The following is a 17,437-nucleotide window of genomic DNA, read 5'->3' on the forward strand; positions in this document are numbered from 1 at the left end:
GTCGCCGATGGAATATTTCACCGCAGCCGATAAAACAGTTCTCTTTGGTATAGCAGCTGGTCTTTTCAGTGGATTACTCAGCGGTTACACCCAGGTTGCGCTCATATGGTGGAACGAAGAAGCGGCGGTCAGTCAAAGCGAACTTATCATTCGCTCACTTAGTCGCGGTGCGATCCAAGCGATCACATTCGGTGCAGGAGCCTTTGTTCTAGGACTCTACGATACCGAGACGGCTCCGCAATCAATGAGGCAATTTCTTTTCTTTTTGGCCATTGTCGTGGGCATAGGGGAACCACTTTTCGAGCGGGCGTGGGATTGGCTAATCGACAGAGACAGCACATAGCTCTGGGACCATCGAAATTCGGTCATTAGCTTGATGATTTAGATGACTGACACAAGCCTAGGGAGACGTTTGAATCTGGGGTAGCTCTGTGGCGCGAATGCCATCGACTAGGGTGCGGCTGAGCATCGGGTGGCTGCGACCGCTAAACCCCATATCACTATCTGGATGAAACACCACTAAATCTAATCCCTGACTGTCCGTTACAAATCGATGCTGATGGTCAGATGAAATGTAGAACAAATTGCCTGGTGTTAGGTCATGGCAAATTTCATGATCGCAGCATTGACCGCTACCTCTGATGATGATGCCAATGCGATCGCTTGGATGAGCGTGCATCGTTTGATCCACATTTGGCGGCATGTACAGCGCGTGCAAGCAAGGATCACCGACCGCCATCGGTGCGACCAAAAGGCTTGTCGTGCCACCATCGATATAGGGAAAGCGGCCTGTCGATTCGATCGGACCACCGATCAAAAACTGCCCTGAGTGCGTCTTTTGGCTAATGACTATTCCCGTCGTATTGTGACCGCCAACGGTAGTCGCTCCAGTTGTAGAAAAATACATTCCAGCTAACAGCGGGAAAGTTAGTGGCTGCGTCGCTTGCTTTAGCTGCGCTTTGCCCTGCCATACAAAGCCAAAATGCGTTCCCTTTGCCGGTAGCATCAACGTTTCGTTTTTCCAGAAGCTTACCTGTGTCGATCGGTCCGCTCTACTGGTCACTCTGGTGGCACAATCAGCGTGATCCGTTTGATTAACAAGAGGCTGATCTAGAAGAACAGATGATAGGGTATCAAAAGAACAGATATTAATCGACATCGCTTACCACCGCCGGACTAAACAAAATTTTCTCGATCGCTCGGCGACGAGCTGGTTCTAGCATACAGCCGTCGCTGTAGAGACAATCCACCAACAACTTCGCAGCGCGATAATACTGCTTGAGCAGTTGTTTTTCATCATCGCTGAAGGTCCATTTTTGACGAATATGATGGCGATTTTTGGCGACGTGGCGGGCTGCATCAGCGACGTCTTTGATCGCTTCAACTTCAGCCGTTTCTGGGTAAAATTGTTCGATGTGAAAGCGCTCGATAATATCTTTCAACTTTTTATCTTCACTAGGTTTCAACTTTTTAGAATCGAGTACAATCCCAATGGCAATCATCATGGCCTCATTTGCAGACTTGCACTGGGCAATTTGTTTGAGCGGCTCACTGACTTGCTGATCGTATTGCTTGACGCGGGCGATCGCAGCTTCTAGACTTACACCTTCGAGCATTCGGGTCAAAAAACTTGCACAAACCAGCAAATTTGCTCGCTGGTCTAGCCGAATTGCCACCGCCCGATTCTCATCAATATCAAAATCAATATCAAACAAAAAAGCTCGTACCGCTGATGGTTTGAAGCTTTCAAAGTATGGCTGATTGGCCTGCTGAGTGACATCTGCTAAGAACGCTTGTAGCCTAGATGATTCTGCCAGAAGAGAAGACACTTTGGCCGCTAGCGGAAACAGCAGCAGATTCGCATCTCTTAGCAGCTCACTGGCCAGCAAAAAGACTTCTCTCCAGCGAGGCTGTAGCGCCTGTTCATCGGCTAGCCGTGCCATTGTCTCTTTAAGATTAGCGCTATTCAGCGTCAGTTCTCTGGCAACAAAATATTCGTGAAACGTCAAATGAGAAAATGAGTAGCAGCGCTTTGCCCGCTCCACCAGCAAACCATGCTGCGCCTCAATTGAATGCAGCACTGTTGTACTGTCTACTTGTAGCACCTCTAAATCATCGCTCGCCTCAGGTAAATTGCGAATGTAGTGGGTAATGAGATATTCCAAATCATGCTGACGAAAAAAGTACTGTGCTTGCTGAAATGTGGTTAGTGCGATCTGACTGAGCAGATCTTCTTTGCGCCTAAGCGATAGTTTCTTATACACCTGGTCGCGATGGATTCCCCGTGATGAGTCCCATTTTTTGAGCAGTGTTTCAATCCCTTCCTGATACAGTTCACTGCGGCTACTAGGTAGCGAACTTGATACTTCAAAGGCCAAACACAGCAGCGTCAATAACAAAGGCGTTACGGCTAGCTCTACTAGTCGAGGCCGCTTAGACAAACTTTGTAAAAACGTCTGCGGTAGTATTGGCTTGTTCGCAAACCACCGATGGGCAAACGCTTCTACCTGATCAGCATCAAAGTCGGCAATCTCCACCTCTGTAAACTGCTCGAAGGTATATTCCCAGGCAGCGACTCGGCAGGTCATTAGAAAGTGATTGTCATGGAACTCTTCAGATACAATCCGAATTTCACGCAGTACCCAGTCATGCGCGTCTTGGGTTACCTCGTCTAAACCATCCAACAGCAACAGTGCTCGGCCGGCACTAAGCACCTGTTTTAGTTGCAACAGATGTTTTTCAATTTCTGTCTCGCTCAAAGCCGTTATCCGACTTTTTAAGTGCCGGTGACTTAAAAAAGAGAGCAATCCTAACCGATTTGGATTCTCAGCAAACTGTTTTAAGTTGATAAACAAGGGCAGGCGATCCGGCTCAAATTGGCCATCGATACACTGAATGGCCAGGTGCTTTAGAAAGGTGGTTTTACCGGCACCGGGTTTTCCTAGCACAATCAGCTTTTTGTGTTGAGCGACTGCCTCCATCACAGGGACACGCGGCTGCAAAACCTGACCGAATCCTAAGCGGTCAAAGTCTCCGGCTTGAGCTTGGACAAGCAAATCTTGCAGCGGTCGGCGCTGGTGGCTACTGATTTGTTCAAGGATGTTGACGTTGGTGTAGAGTTCCCCCAGCCCAACGGGTTGGGACATGTCGAGTACGCGCATAGTGCCGCAGCGCTCATAGAGGCTTTCGGCGGCGGTTTGACGAAGCGATCGCACCAGCCAGTCAATATCTGTTGTCTCTTCTAGCTCATCGAGTCTTTCTACCTTCTTTGTTTCCTGGGATAACTTAGGCGTTACTGTGGCATCTGGACACTGGGTCAATCCTGCAATCACCTGCCAGTCCAAATCGAGGCGATCGCACAGTCGTAAAAACAACCCCTGCTCAATTGCCACCCCCTGAAAGAAATTCGTCACCGGCTGGCGGCTACAGCCCACCGCATTACTTAGGCTAGTCTTAGTCAGTCCAGCCAGCGTCAGCGATTGCGCTGCCAGCCGCTGTCCTTCCTTTGAAGCCTGCAAAGAAGGCTTAGCCATAAGACCCTAAAACTCCACCGCTTCATCCTATCGCTCATTACTCACTTAGCCTTTATGTTGGCAATTTATTGACAAACATTAGTCAATCAAATAGCATTTACTCAATCGTTACTTAGACAGCACTGTTTTATTCTCAGGAAAGCTTGCATGAAGGAACTAGCCACCCAAAAGCTCCGTCACTATGCCCTTCAGCAAGAGCTGAGCCACAAAGCTGGTAGACGAACATTTTTAGCCAGAGATCTTTATACCAAAACGCCCGCCATCGTCAAAATTCTTCAGTTCGATAGAGCGTTTGAATGGGATGCGCTAAAGCTGTTTCGAAGGGAAGCTGACATTCTTCAACAGTTGGATCATTCCGCTATTCCTCAATACAAAGACAGCTTTGAAGCTGAAATCGATGGCGTGCATAGCTTTGTTCTCGTGCAAACCTATATTCCAGCGCCGTCACTGCAAAAGGTAGTCGAAACGGGCAAATTATTTTCCGAAGCGGAAGTCACTGCGATCGCCCAACAGCTCCTCACAACTCTGAGCTACTTGCATCAACAGCTACCCCCGGTTATCCACCGCGATCTTAAGCCTAGCAACATTCTTATTAGCGAACCTTCTCCTAGAGCTGCTGCTAAGACCGCAGATGTCATAGAAAGAAACGTCTATCTAGTTGATTTTGGCGCTGTACAGGTCACCGCTAGTAAAAGCAGCGGTACAGTCACCGTCGTCGGCAGCTATGGCTACATGCCATTAGAACAGTTTTTAGGACAAACTACGCCTGTGTCAGATCTCTACAGTCTAGGAATGACATTGCTTTATTTAGTAACTGGTATGCATCCGTCAGAACTACCCCAAATAGATGGCCGCATTCAGATTGACCAAGTAGGTAGAACGGTAGGTCTAAGCAATTGGTTTATTCGTTGGCTATCGCAGATGAGCGCACCTTATTCGGATCAGCGCTTTGAGTCGGCTGCGATCGCCCTTTTAGCACTCAACTCCAAAGACGATGGGTCTGGCTGCTATTTTTCCCATCTGCGACCTGACTCGTCTCATCTGCATATCTACCGCCAAAAAGACGAACTCAAGATTATCTCTAAATCATCGTCTCGAAACCCATACCTTGATTCATTAGGTTGCCTTCTCCTTACGCCTTTCTTGGTTTCAATGGTAATTCCTTTCACAGGGACGCCTGCAGCGATCATTATTTTCTCTATCTTGAACGGAAGTATTCTGTTAGACGCTTTCCAGAGGCACCGGCAGGGCGCAAATGAATACAACGTGATATCTATCAGCCGCGCTTCAGGCATTTGTGTAGGAACGGCAAGAGGACATCACCACAGTCAATTGTCTGATATTAAGCCAATATGCGTACCTTCTCCATTTAGCAGCATCAAGCTTTTAACTTATAACCCTGGCTATACCTTCACCCACTACTACAACAAGAAAAAGCTTACTGTCTCACCTAGTCACATTCATCTACCGCCCAAACTATCAATTCATGCAGAGAAGCAAGAATACTCTATCGAAGGCAAATCTCTTTCTAAAGCAGAACAGCTATGGATTGACAAAGAACTAGACAGTTTTTTAGGGCTGCCTTTGCAAAGAATTCACCCTACTGGCCCAGGGAAAGTAGACCAGATGTAGTGGTCAGGTTGAACGGAGAAAGAACAGAAGGATAAAAGGAAAGGCAAAGTAAAGCCAACCTCGAACAGAAATTCAGCGCGAATAGAAGGGAACCGATGAAAACTGTCATTCAAAAGATAGAACAATATAGTCTACAAAAAGAGCTAAGTACGGAAGAAAGACGAAAGGCCGGTAGACAGACTTTCTTAGCAAGAGATACCAATACGCAAGAACCTGTTGTCGTCAAAATCATTCGGTTAGATCAAGCTATTCACACCGCCGATCAATGGGTAGAACTCAAGCTTTTTGAACGAGAAAGCAACATTCTGCAAACGTTAGATCATCTAGCGCTACCAAAGTACAAAGACGCTTTTGAAACAGACGTTGAGGGCATTCGTAGCTTTGTGCTGGTGCAAAGCTATCTCGAAGCAGATTCTTTAGAAGCGCTTCTCCAATCAGGCAGACGATTTTCAGAAAGCGAAGTATTAGACATTGCTAAGCAACTGCTCACCACTTTGCACTATCTCCATATGCAAGTACCGCCAGTCGTCCATCGCGACATCAAACCCAGCAATATCTTGATCGGTTCATCTAAAGAGATTAGATCATCCAAGGATAGTGCTGACGATCACGTTGGTGATGTTTATTTAATTGACCTTGGCTCAATCCATACAGAGCTGACAAAAGAGAGTGACACCATTACCATTGTGGGCAGCTACGGCTATATCCCATTAGAACAATTCGCTGGACAGGCTGTTCCTGCTTCTGATCTATACAGCTTAGGGATGACTCTGATCTATCTGGTCACAGGTACTCATCCTGCTGATATGGCTCATATCAACGGCAAAGTTCAGCTGCCTTCTCACTCTGTTCAACCTGCCTTCACTCGATGGTTAGAGAAAATGACTCATCCCAGCCTCAACCAGAGAATAGAGTCTGCCGAGCAAGCTCTGGCTATGCTGGAGGCAAAAGAACATAATCAGGGGCACTATCAGCATCTGAAGCCTGAAGGAACAGAAATAGTTGTAGAGAGAACGCGCGATCGCTTACGAATTTCAATAGACAAACCCAAAAGTCGCTTACCCAGGCAGGCAGGAAATGGTGTTTTTGCCTTAACCTATATAGTTGCACTTTTCTATTTCCCCGTCCTACTCTTTAACATTCTGCCTCTGACTTTTGCTCTAAAGATAGGCATAGTTGTAGTCTCCTATGTTCCAGTCCTCCGTTTTATTGTTATGCCTCTATCTCTTGTCCTGAGGGCAGGCGTTGAGTCATCTTTAAGCTGTTACTTTAGAAGCCGACCAAACTCGAACCAGCAACAAACGATAGTTGAGATCGATCGCAAGCAAGGCATTCGTACAGGCACTCAAAGAAAAGACCGAACAGCCGTGGAGTGGGACCAGCGAACTTCTCGCTACGAGGCCCTCGACCTGTTGGCATACAACCCTGGCTATAAGTTCAACAGCTACAAAGAAGGAGATAACACTGTTACGCAGAGCAAAGGGGGCGTCCCACCTGAACTATCCGTTCACGCAGGTACACTCTCATATCCTATTGGTCACAGTCGTCTGTCCGCTGCCGAATTTTGGTGGCTTGGTCAAGAGCTCAGCGACTTCCTAGATCTAGAGCTACAAACCATCTATCCCATGCCCATCGTCACCGTTGCCGCCACCAGCACAGGCGGGTGCGGCTGCTAACTCAACCTTTTTCTAGCTAGCTCTTTCCTAACTTGTCTTTCTTCAGTCTATAAAAGGTTAATTGAGCAACATGACTCCTGAGCAAAAGCTACTGTACGACCAAATCGTCCAATTCAAACTCGATCAGCCTGGCGTACTTTGTCCTTTTTCTACCAAACTCGCCTGGCAATATGGCTGGTCAGGCGTCTTTACCCTTCGGGCCATTCGTGAATACAAGAAATTCATTTTCCTGATCATGGTCTCAGAGCAGCGCCTATCCCCGGCCACCGTAATCGATCGCGTATGGCATCAACACATCCTTTATACCCAGTCTTACTGGATTGACTTTTGCGAAAAGCTGCTCAAGCGCCAGATTCACCATACCCCAGGGCTCGGCGGTGAAGAAGAAGGCATGAAATATTATCGTCAGTGCGATAGGGCACTGACGCTTTATCAACAACATTTTGGCGATCCACCCGCAGATATTTGGAATCCGCCGCAAACCACAGTCGAGACCCTCGACTATCAATGGGTCAACCGGGCCAAAAACTGGGTGATTTCAAAGCCAACGATTGGGCCTGCACTTAGACTAAGTCGGCGCACTACCGGCTGACGAGCAAGGCCACAACGTCTTTTGATGCCTTCGCGTGGATATCGTCTTGAACGTAGTCACCTATATAGACATCAATCTATATCCTCGAAAGCCGCTCATAGAACCTAGAGATGCCATCTTCTTAAGCCTTCCCATTCCAATCTTGACTCATTTACTCAAGCGAAGGAGTGCTTAGAATTAGAGAACATAATTAGAGAGCAGTACTAAGAATCTAGTTCAGAAATTGCGTATCTAGCCGCCGCCAAGCTTAATTTAGCTTGTTCAATTGCCGATAAGTCTGCCCAGTTGGCCTGACGTACCGACAAGATAGTCGCTTCTACAAATTCATCAGCGCTACTGCCACGCATTGCTAATGCCATCGGTCTAGCAACCACTCGCAGGTCTGCTTCTGCTACATCACTCAAACAGTCTTGCACACAGCCGATCATCTGCTTCATCATCGGCTGACCGCTACTAGCCATCTGCTGTGCCTTTTCTGCAATTATCGCTAGCAGATCAGCGGGCAGTCGCTGTGCAAATTTCTGCTGTAGCCGAACCAGCAAACTATTTTCCACGCCGCTCCACACGCTATCGAGCTGAGCTGACAGGCTTTCCCAACCTTGCGCCGCTTCTGCGTCAGAAATTTCTAATAACGCGCCAGCAGCCGAGAGTTTCTGCTCGTACTCAGCGGCTATCTCTACCGCTACCCAAGGCGAACTTTGCTCCGGATCCAAAATGGTTTGTAGCAGTTCAGACTCAGTAGTAGATGGGGTTGACTTATCCATATCGCCGGGAGATGAAGATACATGGGTCATAATTCGCGCTTACCTGATGGTTGAGAATGGCTTGTGTGACAAAGGAAGGATACATCGAGGCTTTTGGTTGTTCCGCATAGTTCGCCTTATTTATGACAAAACCTGCAACGCCACATCAAAGATTTAACTAAAGATGAAGCTCCGCATCTACGCTAAGACTCGATGACAAATTCTAGAAGTTGACCGTCAGACTGACTGCCAAATCGAATTTGAGTGCCAGGACGTAGAGCAACTTCCTGGCGATGAACTTCTTGCCAGCTGCCGTCTCGTCGATAAAATGTACCGTAGCGAGAGTTGTCTCGAAGGAAGTAAGCCATCGCCAAACCGTCACTAGCCTGCTGCCGACGATGAAAAATCTCAGCATGGCTACTAGATACCCATGGATCAGAAATAACTAGATCGTTTAGTCCTGGCTTACGGCCGATGCGCATAACGTCACTGTAGATTGGCCAGACTTTCTTAGGATCATCGGCATCTCTGAGCATGGCCTGCCGAGCGGGTAGCCGAAAAGCGGTGTGCTGATTGATCTGGGTGGTTTGTTCGGAGAGTAACAGCTTGCCGTCAAAGTCAGGGTGCATGTAGAGGACAGGTAATGTCCAGGCTGGCTGATTGAAATGATAGAGGGTAAGCAGGTGCTGGCGAGCGATCGCAACTGCCTCATCCACCGCCATCCGCTCTGCTAATGCCTGAGCTAATGCCTGAATAAAGCTAACAGCCTCTTCATCAGCAATCGAATCCCGCATGGCAATTACAGCTGGCAGCCCGTGATGCAATAAGACCTCAGCTAAACTGCTCCGAGGCAGCGATCGCGCCTGGCTTTCTTCTGGTTGTGCTCCCCAACAGGTATTGAATACGGCTAGCCGCACCTTCGCCCTTAGCAACACTTGCGATAGCTCAGTACCACTTAAGGTCGTATCCGATAAAAACAGTAGACCCCCATCTGGTCCTGGCATCCCATGCCCCGAATAGAAAAAGACGTTGTAGCTACCTGTTTCTAGCGCATTCGATAGTTCGACGGCGCTGGGCTGCACTAACATATCCACCCGCCGCCGAGCTGTCGGACGCAGATTCAAATGACTGTTTTTCTCTAGAATCTTTTTTAGCAGCGCTGCTTCTTGATCTAGCTTGAGCTGGCCAGCTGTGGATCTTTCTTCAGCGTCGTTTGGACTGTCTTTTCCTAAGACCAACAAAATCCTTAGCGCTCGATCCAACGGTCTTGCTTCTAACGAATCAACATCGCTGCTAGTCCGGCTAAATAGAATCTTGCGCTTCAGTGAGAGGGCCCGGCTACCCGCTTGCCTCTGCATAATTTCCCAGGGCAGCGATATCAATTCTGGATCGCGAATCTCTAGGCGCAATCGCAGCGGTAAATCTTGACCAATCGCAATCCCTTGCGCCCGTTCTAGGCTACTTTTGACAGGCCCTGAAAACAACCACTGCCAAAGATTCATGCCTAGATGTTGCATGTAGCGACTGCTGTAGCTGGCCGGTTGATTCGTGACAGGAGCAACCGAGTTTGCGGTCGATAGATCGCCTTCGTTCAAGAACTGAGGAATATAGGCCGAAGGAATATGCGGCACCTGAGGTAGATTCCGTAGTGAAAAAACGGATTGCCAGCTCTGCCAGGCATCGGCTAGCTGCGGGCTCCAGTCACAGTCGTAGTGAACATGACCGCTAGGGTGGGGCGATCGCAGCACCCAAATAGCAAAGCGATCGCGCTGTAACCGTAGACTATCTACTGCGACCCACAGGCCTAAAGCATCCTGACGTGCCATCAGTTACAACTTCCTATCTGTTCAGATTGCAAATCGGTAATAGGCTCTGCAAAGCGAGACTGACGAATGCGTAGATAGTCGCCTACCACAAAGTCAATGCTGGCAATAGGAGACTCTGGAACAGGGAGGATGGACGGTCCAGCATCGGCATTGCTAGTCTCAGCAGGCGGTTCATCGGGGCTCGCAGGCAGTAGGTACCGCCTTAGACCAGGCAGTAGGGTGTAAGCTAACGCGGCCAAAACACCTAGCAGCAAAACAATCAGCCCGACCTTCTGTAGGATGACCTGGCTAGTCTTTCGATTTAGAGCAGCGCCTTCTACAGGAGATGATTCAGCAGGCGGCTGAGAAGATACCGATCGAGGCTCTAGCCGCTTGGTGATTGGCTGCTCAAGCTGCATTTGGCTAGAGTGAGGATGAGGCAAAGCAACCGTCTCGCCTGGCGCGTGCGCTGCCTTTGGCTGGGTAGCTAAGGTGGTCGGAACCATTCGCTCAGAGTTATGTAGAACCCGAGCAGCTAGCAGTCCTACGGTGACATTGTCATGACCGTTATACTCGTTGGCTAGTGAAACCAACTGCTGAGCGACCTCGTCTACTTTTTTCCCTCCATCGACTAGAGGCTTCAGTACGCTGACCCAAAATTGCTCTACGCGATCGCTATCGCTCAATCCATCCGAACACAGTAGAAAGACACAGCTTTCGTCAAGCACAAACCGCTGCACCGTTGGCCTCAACATCTTTGAGGGACCCATACCAAGCGCTTGAACTAGCGACCCGGCGCCCGGCTGAATCAGCATTTCTCGATAAAGGCTGCCGCCTAGACGAACTTGCCTAGAGGCGACATCGTCATCGAGGGTGACCTGCTGGCAGCTATGCTGGCTGATCCGATAGGCTCGGCTGTCGCCAAGATGAGCAATATAGACCTCTGCGCCTCTAATAAGTGCTAAAACTAGAGTCGTGCCCATGCGATTGCGAGCTTGCCGGTGCGCTTGATCATTCTGGGCTGAAATCTCGTCATTCGCAGCGCAGATTGCCTGTTCAATCGCCAGCATAATCTCTATCGAGCTGAGATCTGTACTATCGGATGACAGCGCGGATGACATGATTGGCGCTAGCTGGACCTTGATGGTTGCGATCGCCAATTTGGAAGCGATATCCCCACCCTGATGTCCGCCGATACCATCACAGACAATCAGCAGTTGCGGCGCAGCTGTTGTTTGGTCGCTCTTCAACGTCAAACTGGTTCCACTTTCTGGGAAACAGGCGTCCTCGTTGCGCTTTCGAGTAGGCCCTTGGTCAGTATAGACGGCCAAGTCATAGGCGACGCTCTGTTCTTCGGCGCAGATTGTGATCGCTAGCGCTAACTGGTCGCATAGCTGCTGAGCATTGAGCTGCCCCTGCTCTAGGCAATCACACAGCTCGGCTAAAAAAGCACGCACAGATAGATGAGCGGTTGTCACCAAGGGCTGCCAGGTATGGGCCAAACTCACCAGTGTGGGTGCGCCTGATCCATCTTGATCTAGCGCTAAGCATCCTAAGTCGGCTGTGAGTTCTAGCAACCGCACCACCGATCCATCCACTCGCACCAGATGGTCGTTTAGTAGCGTCGCCGCTACCCCCTCATCTTGGAAACTTTCCCACATCTGAGCAATCTGCCATAGCCAACTTAGCTGCCGTAGAGGAGGCGCATTGGTCCAGGCTGTCGCTAGCGTCGGCAAAAGCATAGGAGTGCTGACATTAGCAGTCGTCGAGTCCGCCATTGAGAAGGCACTTGACTCCAACAGCAGCACCGGATCGCCTTTTGACGTTTCGAAAGCAGCGTATAGTCGCGGCACATGGAGTGGATAGACGGACAAGTACAAGTAGGGCAGCGCCATCCCCGAAATGTCTACTGGCGCTTCGGGGACAAGACCGGGCTTTGTGTCTAAAAAAATGCGATCATGCTTTAGCAGATAGCGATTATTCAGCATTGCCCCTGGCTTCAACGTAGCCAACGTTTCGCCAGCCCCCCACAAATAGTAATGAGGCAGCGCCGAAGAGCAAACCCGGCAGTCAACGGCCTCCTCAGAATTATCCGTATTACAGTTAGGATTGGGGCAATTAATCACTAAACACTTGACCTAGACCACAACATACATTGAAGAGTTAAAGTGCCCACATAGTCATAGCGCCAGCACAGGTACTTCGTAGCCATTTCTACTTGGCCGCTGGTTCTATAGACGCATCTTGATCAGATAGTGGTTCATCCACAACTCTAGGTAAGCCCATGCTGTAATTGAGCACACGGCTCTGCAAGTTATAGCTGATTTCACCGGACTGTAGCAGCGCCCGAACAAAATGCTCTAGATCAGAGCCAATTCGCCGCAAATTGTAGTCCGTCAGTGCTTCTCCAGCGTAATCATCAACCATCCGATCAAACTCGCGATAGACCTTCTGTAGGGCTTCATCGCTCCAGTTAAACTCGTTTTCAGGATCGACATCTATCGTCAGTTGCTGATCGCTAGGAACAATCTCGTTGTTCTGAATTGTGGCCGCATAGATCAAAATGTGGCGAGTAGTGGATTTTAGCAGCATAAATAAAGACTCTTAGGGCTTTTTTCTTCAGCAGATAAACATCAGCCTACTACCAGAACTTGCGCTTGATAGTAGCTGCTCTATCAATCATCTTTGTAAGTAATTATTGTAGACGCTCGCCTGTCTACTGCATCTATCTACGCTACAGACAATACGTGTCTTGGCTACCAGTAGATATACCGAATGCTCAATAGCTGCTTGATATATTCATATAGAGCCCCAATTAGAGCCCCAATCATATAGAGCACACCGACTAGAGCACACGGACCCTAACCCTTTGACTGTATTGACCTATCTAAAGCTCATCCTCGTTCGTCACGCGCAATCTATAGGTAATGCTCAAAAAATCATGGAAGGCCAAAGCTCTACTCCACTTTCAAACCAAGGCATTCACCAAGCCCAGCAGCTTAGTGCCACCCTACACACTGAGCCTGCGCTAGGACCGTCTGTTGTCTACAGCAGCCCTAGCCTTAGAGCTGTTCAGACCGCAGAAATTCTCACAGCGTCTTTGGCTCAAGATTCATACCAGCTTTCTAGCGATCTTCAAGAAATTCACCAAGGAATTTTTCAAGGACTGACTTGGCTAGAAGCGCAAGCACAATATCCTCAGCTTTGCCATCAACTTCTAAACACTAGAAAGTGGCAACCTGTCCCTCACGCTGAATCTCCGGCAGCTGCTCGAAACCGAGCTAACCTCTGGGTCGATAAAATTCGACATCGGCATCGGCCAGGAGAAGTCATCTGGGCAATCTCTCACGCGGGTATCATGCAGCAGATAGTGTCGGTAATTCTAGGATGCGATCGCACCTGGAAAATTCCTATCCATCACACTGCCCGCTTCGAATTCTGGCTATCTCAAACTTACTGGCAGAGCTCAAGCACAGAGCCAGGAACAGACCTAGACGCAGACCAGTTCAATCCTGAACACTGGATAATCCATCGCTTTAACGACTACTCTCACCTAATTAGCTGATCCTGACTGGCTAATCCTGACTGGCTAGTCCTGACCGGCAATTTTTCAGCTTTGGGCAAATAAGCAACGTTGAAGCTTGGTCCCCCAAGATCGGGTATCATCCTCAATAAAGGGATCAAGACCTTCCGCACCTACCTGCTACTTCCATGAGCAACCCCCTCACTGAGACGCTTGAGCAGGCACGCCAGGGAAGCGTTGCTGCCATTATTCAAGTCTTCAATGAACGTCTGGCCGATTCAGGCATTCGCATTCGTGCAGTTATCGATAGCGGCATACTCCAGCTCTTATGCGAAGCGGCTTCACCAGATCAACTAGAAAAGAAAGCTGTCGTTGAAAAAGTACGTCGAGTTTTAGAGACTATCCGCCCTCGCCATATCAAAAAGGTCAAAATCAATAGCCGCATTGTCAAAGAAGAGCAGTTGCTATGGCTAGATGAAATCAGCAAAGACCCAGAGAACACACTGCTATGGTCTGAAGTCGTCACATTGCAGCACCCTTTCGCTATGCAGCGATGGATTCGCGATCGCCATCTTATGCCCAAAGCCCTCTTCCTGGGCAGAACCACTCATGCCAAAATGCCGGATAGTCTTCCTAGCAAATTGCTTGGTATTGGTAGCGTTGGTATTGCGGCGCTAGCGCTAGTGACAGGGTGGACATTTCGAGAGGATATCCTGCAGCTTCAGCAGGGCAACCCTGACCTGGTAGTTACGAAAACTGAGGTGACTAGCTCAAAGAGCGCCTCGCCTGCCCAGACTGCCGCCACTACTGGGTCCATTCCCGCTCCAGACGCCGCAGACAGAACCCCTGATACACCATCACCTGCTGCCTCACCGACCGTCGAAATCCTTACGGCGCCAGCAGAAAAGGCCAGTCAAACTGGTGATTCTGCTGATAGCACCGATGCTTTCACAGCCGCCGTACGCATTGCGCAAAAGGCGTCTATCGATGGGCAAACAGCAGCGACGGCGGCTGAGTGGCTAGATCTAGCCGCTCGCTGGCAGCGAGCAGCCGATCTCATGGCTCAGATCCCACCCGATCTTAAGCAATACGCCATCGCTCAAGATCGGGTTAGCGTCTATTCAGCTAACAGCAAAACCGCACTCGAAAGGGCTGCGGCTCTATAGCTGATTATTCCAAGCTGATTCCACGTAATGTTTTTGCTTTAGGCTTAGCAGTAACCGGGGCTCGTTCTATGGTTTGCGATCGCACCCGGCTTCTATCAAAGTGCTTTTGCCATTCAGTGGGTGCATTCAACGTTTCGCCACCATGCTTCGTCAATCGTTGTCTCACTTGGCACATGACGGGCGTATTCACACAGGCACCAGAGATAATCACCTGCCCCTTTGTCAGCGCCGGCAGCTCTTTAAGTAGATCGCGGCCTGCTGCTTCTACGCCATACTTTAGACTTTCTTGATCCACCGGATTCACAATCCGCATTAGAAACTGACTCATGCATTGCGAGAGTACATCCGAATCTAGCTTGCCGGGTCGCTGCGTGATCAACCCTACCCCTAGACCAAACTTTCTGCCTTCACTCAAAATGGTTCGCAAGATTGCCTTACATCTAGCTGGTTCCTTTGCAGGTGCAAACCGATGGGCCTCTTCAATCAGCGTGAAGACAGGGTAGGGAAGATAATTCTCATCTCCTGGCGAATTCTTCTCTTTGGCCGTATTCATCCGGGCTAGGTAGCTCTGTCGCAGCACCGCCGCGCAGATCACCTGCTGCTCTTCTTGGCTAATTTCATTCATCTGTAGCACCGTCACCCGCCCCGGCTCAAACAAATCCTGTGGTGATAGATGATTTGTCTGATGAAAATATCGCGAACTAGCAAAGCGATCTAACTTCCACTCAATCGCTGGCGCTGACGAGCCAATCTTTAAGTTGCCTTCATCGTCTTCAGAGGTATCCGCCTCATTGACAGCAGCGATCAGGTCATCGACATTCCAGCGGTAGTCACCTCTGCGATGCCGCTTCAAGATCAAAAAAGCTTTGTTGAGAATAGCCTGCTGGCGATCGCTCATCTCCGGTAGCAGGGTCAGTACGTCGTGATAGTCCAAAGACGAAATCCGAATCGTAATATCGTCCGGCGTTAGAATTCGCACGTCTGGCGCGTAGCCATCTGTTGAGGCAAACGCAGGATGGCCGCGCATTTCAGCTAACGTACCGTACTCGCCATGGGGGTCAAAAATCAGCACTGCCGCTCGGTTGTACGGCTGTAGAAACTCCTCAATCAGTACACCGGCCGTGTAGCTTTTTCCAGAGCCCGTACCGGCCAAGATCGCCATGTGCGTACTGACGAGTTCTTTCACATCTAACGCAACAGGCACCGCATTGCCTGGACGTAACAGCAAAGAACCTACCTGCGCTGAACCAATCTCACCTGGCTGTTTTTTGTTCACCACCTGCCGTAAGGTATCGTCGTCAGTGATAGAGACTCTAGAGCCAGGGGCGGGCGTTAGGCGCGGATTGATAAAGCCTAAGGCTGGATTGAAATAGCCGATGACATCAACAGTAACCTCATAGATTTCGGGGTTAGGGTGTGAAAAGCCAATCAGAGCCGCGATCGCATCAGGACTAATCTCGGCATCTGCTAACATCCGATCCGGCAAGTGATCGCTCAAGCGACGATCAGAAATCTTGCCTAGTATCTGTAGAGAGCCACCTTGAAAAGAACTTTCACCATTCGGCGCATTTACCTCATAGTAGACAAACTCGCCAATCTTCACCTGGCGACTATCTGATGTTATAAAAACATATTGATTGCCATTTTCACCCGGTCCCTTCACCGTTCCAATCACGCCAGTTTTTAAAGCGCCTTGACTCGTCATCGAAGACTTAACCGTTCCAACCATGACAACCTAATCGAACACAACGTTTCTCTAGATTCTTATAGCAGTTATAGCAAGGGTTCGCACGCTTTATAAATACATAGTTACTAACTGCTAGTATAGAGCCTTGTATTTCTCACAATTACTTGGAATGAAGTGTAGTGTGATTGCGGAAGGCACATCACCTACACTAGCTACTACAATGAGTCTAAGCAAATATGCTTACTCCATCTAAAATACCTTTGTATCAGCCAGTGCAGACCGGATCAATCTTGCAGCGATATAAAAACGCTATAGACAAGGCGTACAAAGGGATATATCGAGCAATCACCTAACCTTAGAATAAGTAAAAGTCTTTAAAGCCTGTGACAAACAACACGCTATCCTATCCCAATTCGTCTGACGCAGATGGGCAGCTAGTAGATGCGCCGACGTTACCGATCAAAGGTGATAGCGCTATCTCACCTCTTTTGGGCTCAGCAGTCGTCAATGTTTCTACAGAGAAACGACCTGCAAAGGAGCGCAGGATTCTAGCCTCTGTGATCATTCCTCGGTCAATCGAAAACGTATGGCAGGTTATTACCGATTACGAAAAACTTGCTGACTTTATCCCAAGTCTTACTATCAGTAAGCTTATACCTAATTCAGAAGGCTGCACTCGCCTAGAGCAAGTCGGTTCTCAGTGCTTTTTAAAGGTCAAGTTCTGCGCTCGCGTCGTCCTAGACATGCGCGAAAACTTTCCTTATGAAGTCGGTTTTCTAATGAGAGAAGGTGACTTCAAGCGCTTTGAAGGTGCCTGGCGGCTAGAGCCTACTGACCAGGGAACACGGTTATCCTACGAGCTGCTGGTCAAACCGCCTGCAGCTATGCCAGCTTCGCTGATTGAGCGTCATCTTCGCAACAACCTTATCACTAACTTGTTGGCAATCCACAAAAGGACGCTTGAGGTCAGCTCATAGTACTAACAACAAGCGATCAGATTATGCTCAGAGTATTCAGAGTATATAGAGTTTATGGTTATGTAGAGCATTCCTAGGTCTTTCGCTTAGCAGCACGCACAAA

At 48.9% G+C, this 17,437-nt stretch carries 14 protein-coding genes; 7 read left to right on the forward strand and 7 right to left on the reverse strand.

The genetic code is table 11. The features are described 5' to 3' along the window. Positions 1-7: 7 nt before the first annotated feature. Entirely contained in the window at positions 8-343 is a 336-nt protein-coding gene (locus S7335_RS03060) for a hypothetical protein (protein ID WP_006455564.1), read from the forward strand. A gap of 57 nt (positions 344-400) precedes the next feature. Here S7335_RS03060 and S7335_RS03065 read toward each other — a convergent pair whose 3' ends face one another. Beyond that, the gene (locus S7335_RS03065; protein WP_006454098.1) at positions 401-1,159 is read right to left on the reverse strand and encodes a cupin domain-containing protein; all 759 of its coding nucleotides are present in this window, start codon (positions 1,157-1,159) and stop codon (positions 401-403) included. Further along, positions 1,149-3,533 carry an NACHT domain-containing NTPase gene (locus S7335_RS03070; protein ID WP_038015527.1) on the reverse strand — a complete coding sequence of 795 codons (2,385 nt, stop codon included), beginning with the start codon at positions 3,531-3,533 and terminating at the stop codon, positions 1,149-1,151. The genes S7335_RS03065 and S7335_RS03070 overlap by 11 nt, the downstream gene beginning before the upstream one ends. A 147-nt stretch (positions 3,534-3,680) precedes the next feature. On the opposite strand from S7335_RS03070, the gene S7335_RS25640 reads away from it, so the two are divergent. From S7335_RS25640 to S7335_RS03085, 3 genes are all read left to right on the forward strand, one after another. Beyond that, positions 3,681-5,165: a serine/threonine-protein kinase gene (locus S7335_RS25640; RefSeq protein WP_006456490.1), complete on the forward strand. Its 1,485-nt coding sequence runs from the start codon at positions 3,681-3,683 to the stop codon at positions 5,163-5,165. Between the two features lie 95 nt (positions 5,166-5,260). Continuing rightward, positions 5,261-6,841 (forward strand): serine/threonine-protein kinase, encoded by a 1,581-nt coding sequence (locus S7335_RS03080; RefSeq protein ID WP_006453747.1) that lies wholly within the window; start codon positions 5,261-5,263, stop codon positions 6,839-6,841. 70 nt (positions 6,842-6,911) lie between these two features. Beyond that, positions 6,912-7,433 carry a hypothetical protein gene (locus S7335_RS03085; RefSeq protein WP_006454497.1) on the forward strand — a complete coding sequence of 174 codons (522 nt, stop codon included), beginning with the start codon at positions 6,912-6,914 and terminating at the stop codon, positions 7,431-7,433. Between the two features lie 203 nt (positions 7,434-7,636). On the opposite strand, the gene S7335_RS03090 is transcribed toward S7335_RS03085, so the two are convergent. The 4 genes from S7335_RS03090 to S7335_RS03105 form a co-directional block, all read right to left on the reverse strand. Further along, entirely contained in the window at positions 7,637-8,227 is a 591-nt protein-coding gene (locus tag S7335_RS03090) for a hypothetical protein (RefSeq protein WP_050765759.1), read from the reverse strand. A 152-nt stretch (positions 8,228-8,379) separates the two neighbouring features. Then, positions 8,380-10,002 carry a CHAT domain-containing protein gene (locus S7335_RS03095; RefSeq protein ID WP_006455014.1) on the reverse strand — a complete coding sequence of 541 codons (1,623 nt, stop codon included), beginning with the start codon at positions 10,000-10,002 and terminating at the stop codon, positions 8,380-8,382. After that, a complete protein-coding gene (locus S7335_RS03100) occupies positions 10,002-12,107 on the reverse strand; it encodes a protein phosphatase 2C domain-containing protein (protein WP_157620061.1) in 2,106 nt (701 codons plus the stop codon). Before S7335_RS03100 ends, S7335_RS03095 begins: the two co-directional genes overlap by 1 nt. 88 nt (positions 12,108-12,195) lie before the next feature. Then, positions 12,196-12,573 (reverse strand): NAD(P)H-quinone oxidoreductase subunit M, encoded by a 378-nt coding sequence (locus S7335_RS03105; protein ID WP_006455052.1) that lies wholly within the window; start codon positions 12,571-12,573, stop codon positions 12,196-12,198. Between the two features lie 277 nt (positions 12,574-12,850). On the opposite strand from S7335_RS03105, the gene S7335_RS03110 reads away from it, so the two are divergent. Both S7335_RS03110 and S7335_RS03115 read left to right on the forward strand, forming a co-directional pair. Next, positions 12,851-13,546 carry a histidine phosphatase family protein gene (locus S7335_RS03110; protein ID WP_006456523.1) on the forward strand — a complete coding sequence of 232 codons (696 nt, stop codon included), beginning with the start codon at positions 12,851-12,853 and terminating at the stop codon, positions 13,544-13,546. A 146-nt stretch (positions 13,547-13,692) separates the two neighbouring features. Continuing rightward, positions 13,693-14,670, forward strand: coding sequence for a hypothetical protein (locus S7335_RS03115; RefSeq protein WP_006454429.1), 978 nt, complete (start codon positions 13,693-13,695; stop codon positions 14,668-14,670). A 4-nt stretch (positions 14,671-14,674) separates the two neighbouring features. Here the strand turns inward: S7335_RS03115 and S7335_RS03120 are convergent, their stop codons facing one another. Continuing rightward, positions 14,675-16,399, reverse strand: coding sequence for an ATP-binding protein (locus S7335_RS03120; protein WP_006457655.1), 1,725 nt, complete (start codon positions 16,397-16,399; stop codon positions 14,675-14,677). Positions 16,400-16,740: 341 nt separating this feature from the next. Here S7335_RS03120 and S7335_RS03125 point away from each other — a divergent pair, with 341 nt between their 5' ends. After that, entirely contained in the window at positions 16,741-17,334 is a 594-nt protein-coding gene (locus tag S7335_RS03125) for an SRPBCC family protein (RefSeq protein WP_006453764.1), read from the forward strand. Positions 17,335-17,437 lie beyond the last annotated feature (103 nt).

Source organism: Synechococcus sp. PCC 7335, assembly GCF_000155595.1.
GTDB lineage: Bacteria > Cyanobacteriota > Cyanobacteriia > Phormidesmidales > Phormidesmidaceae > Phormidesmis.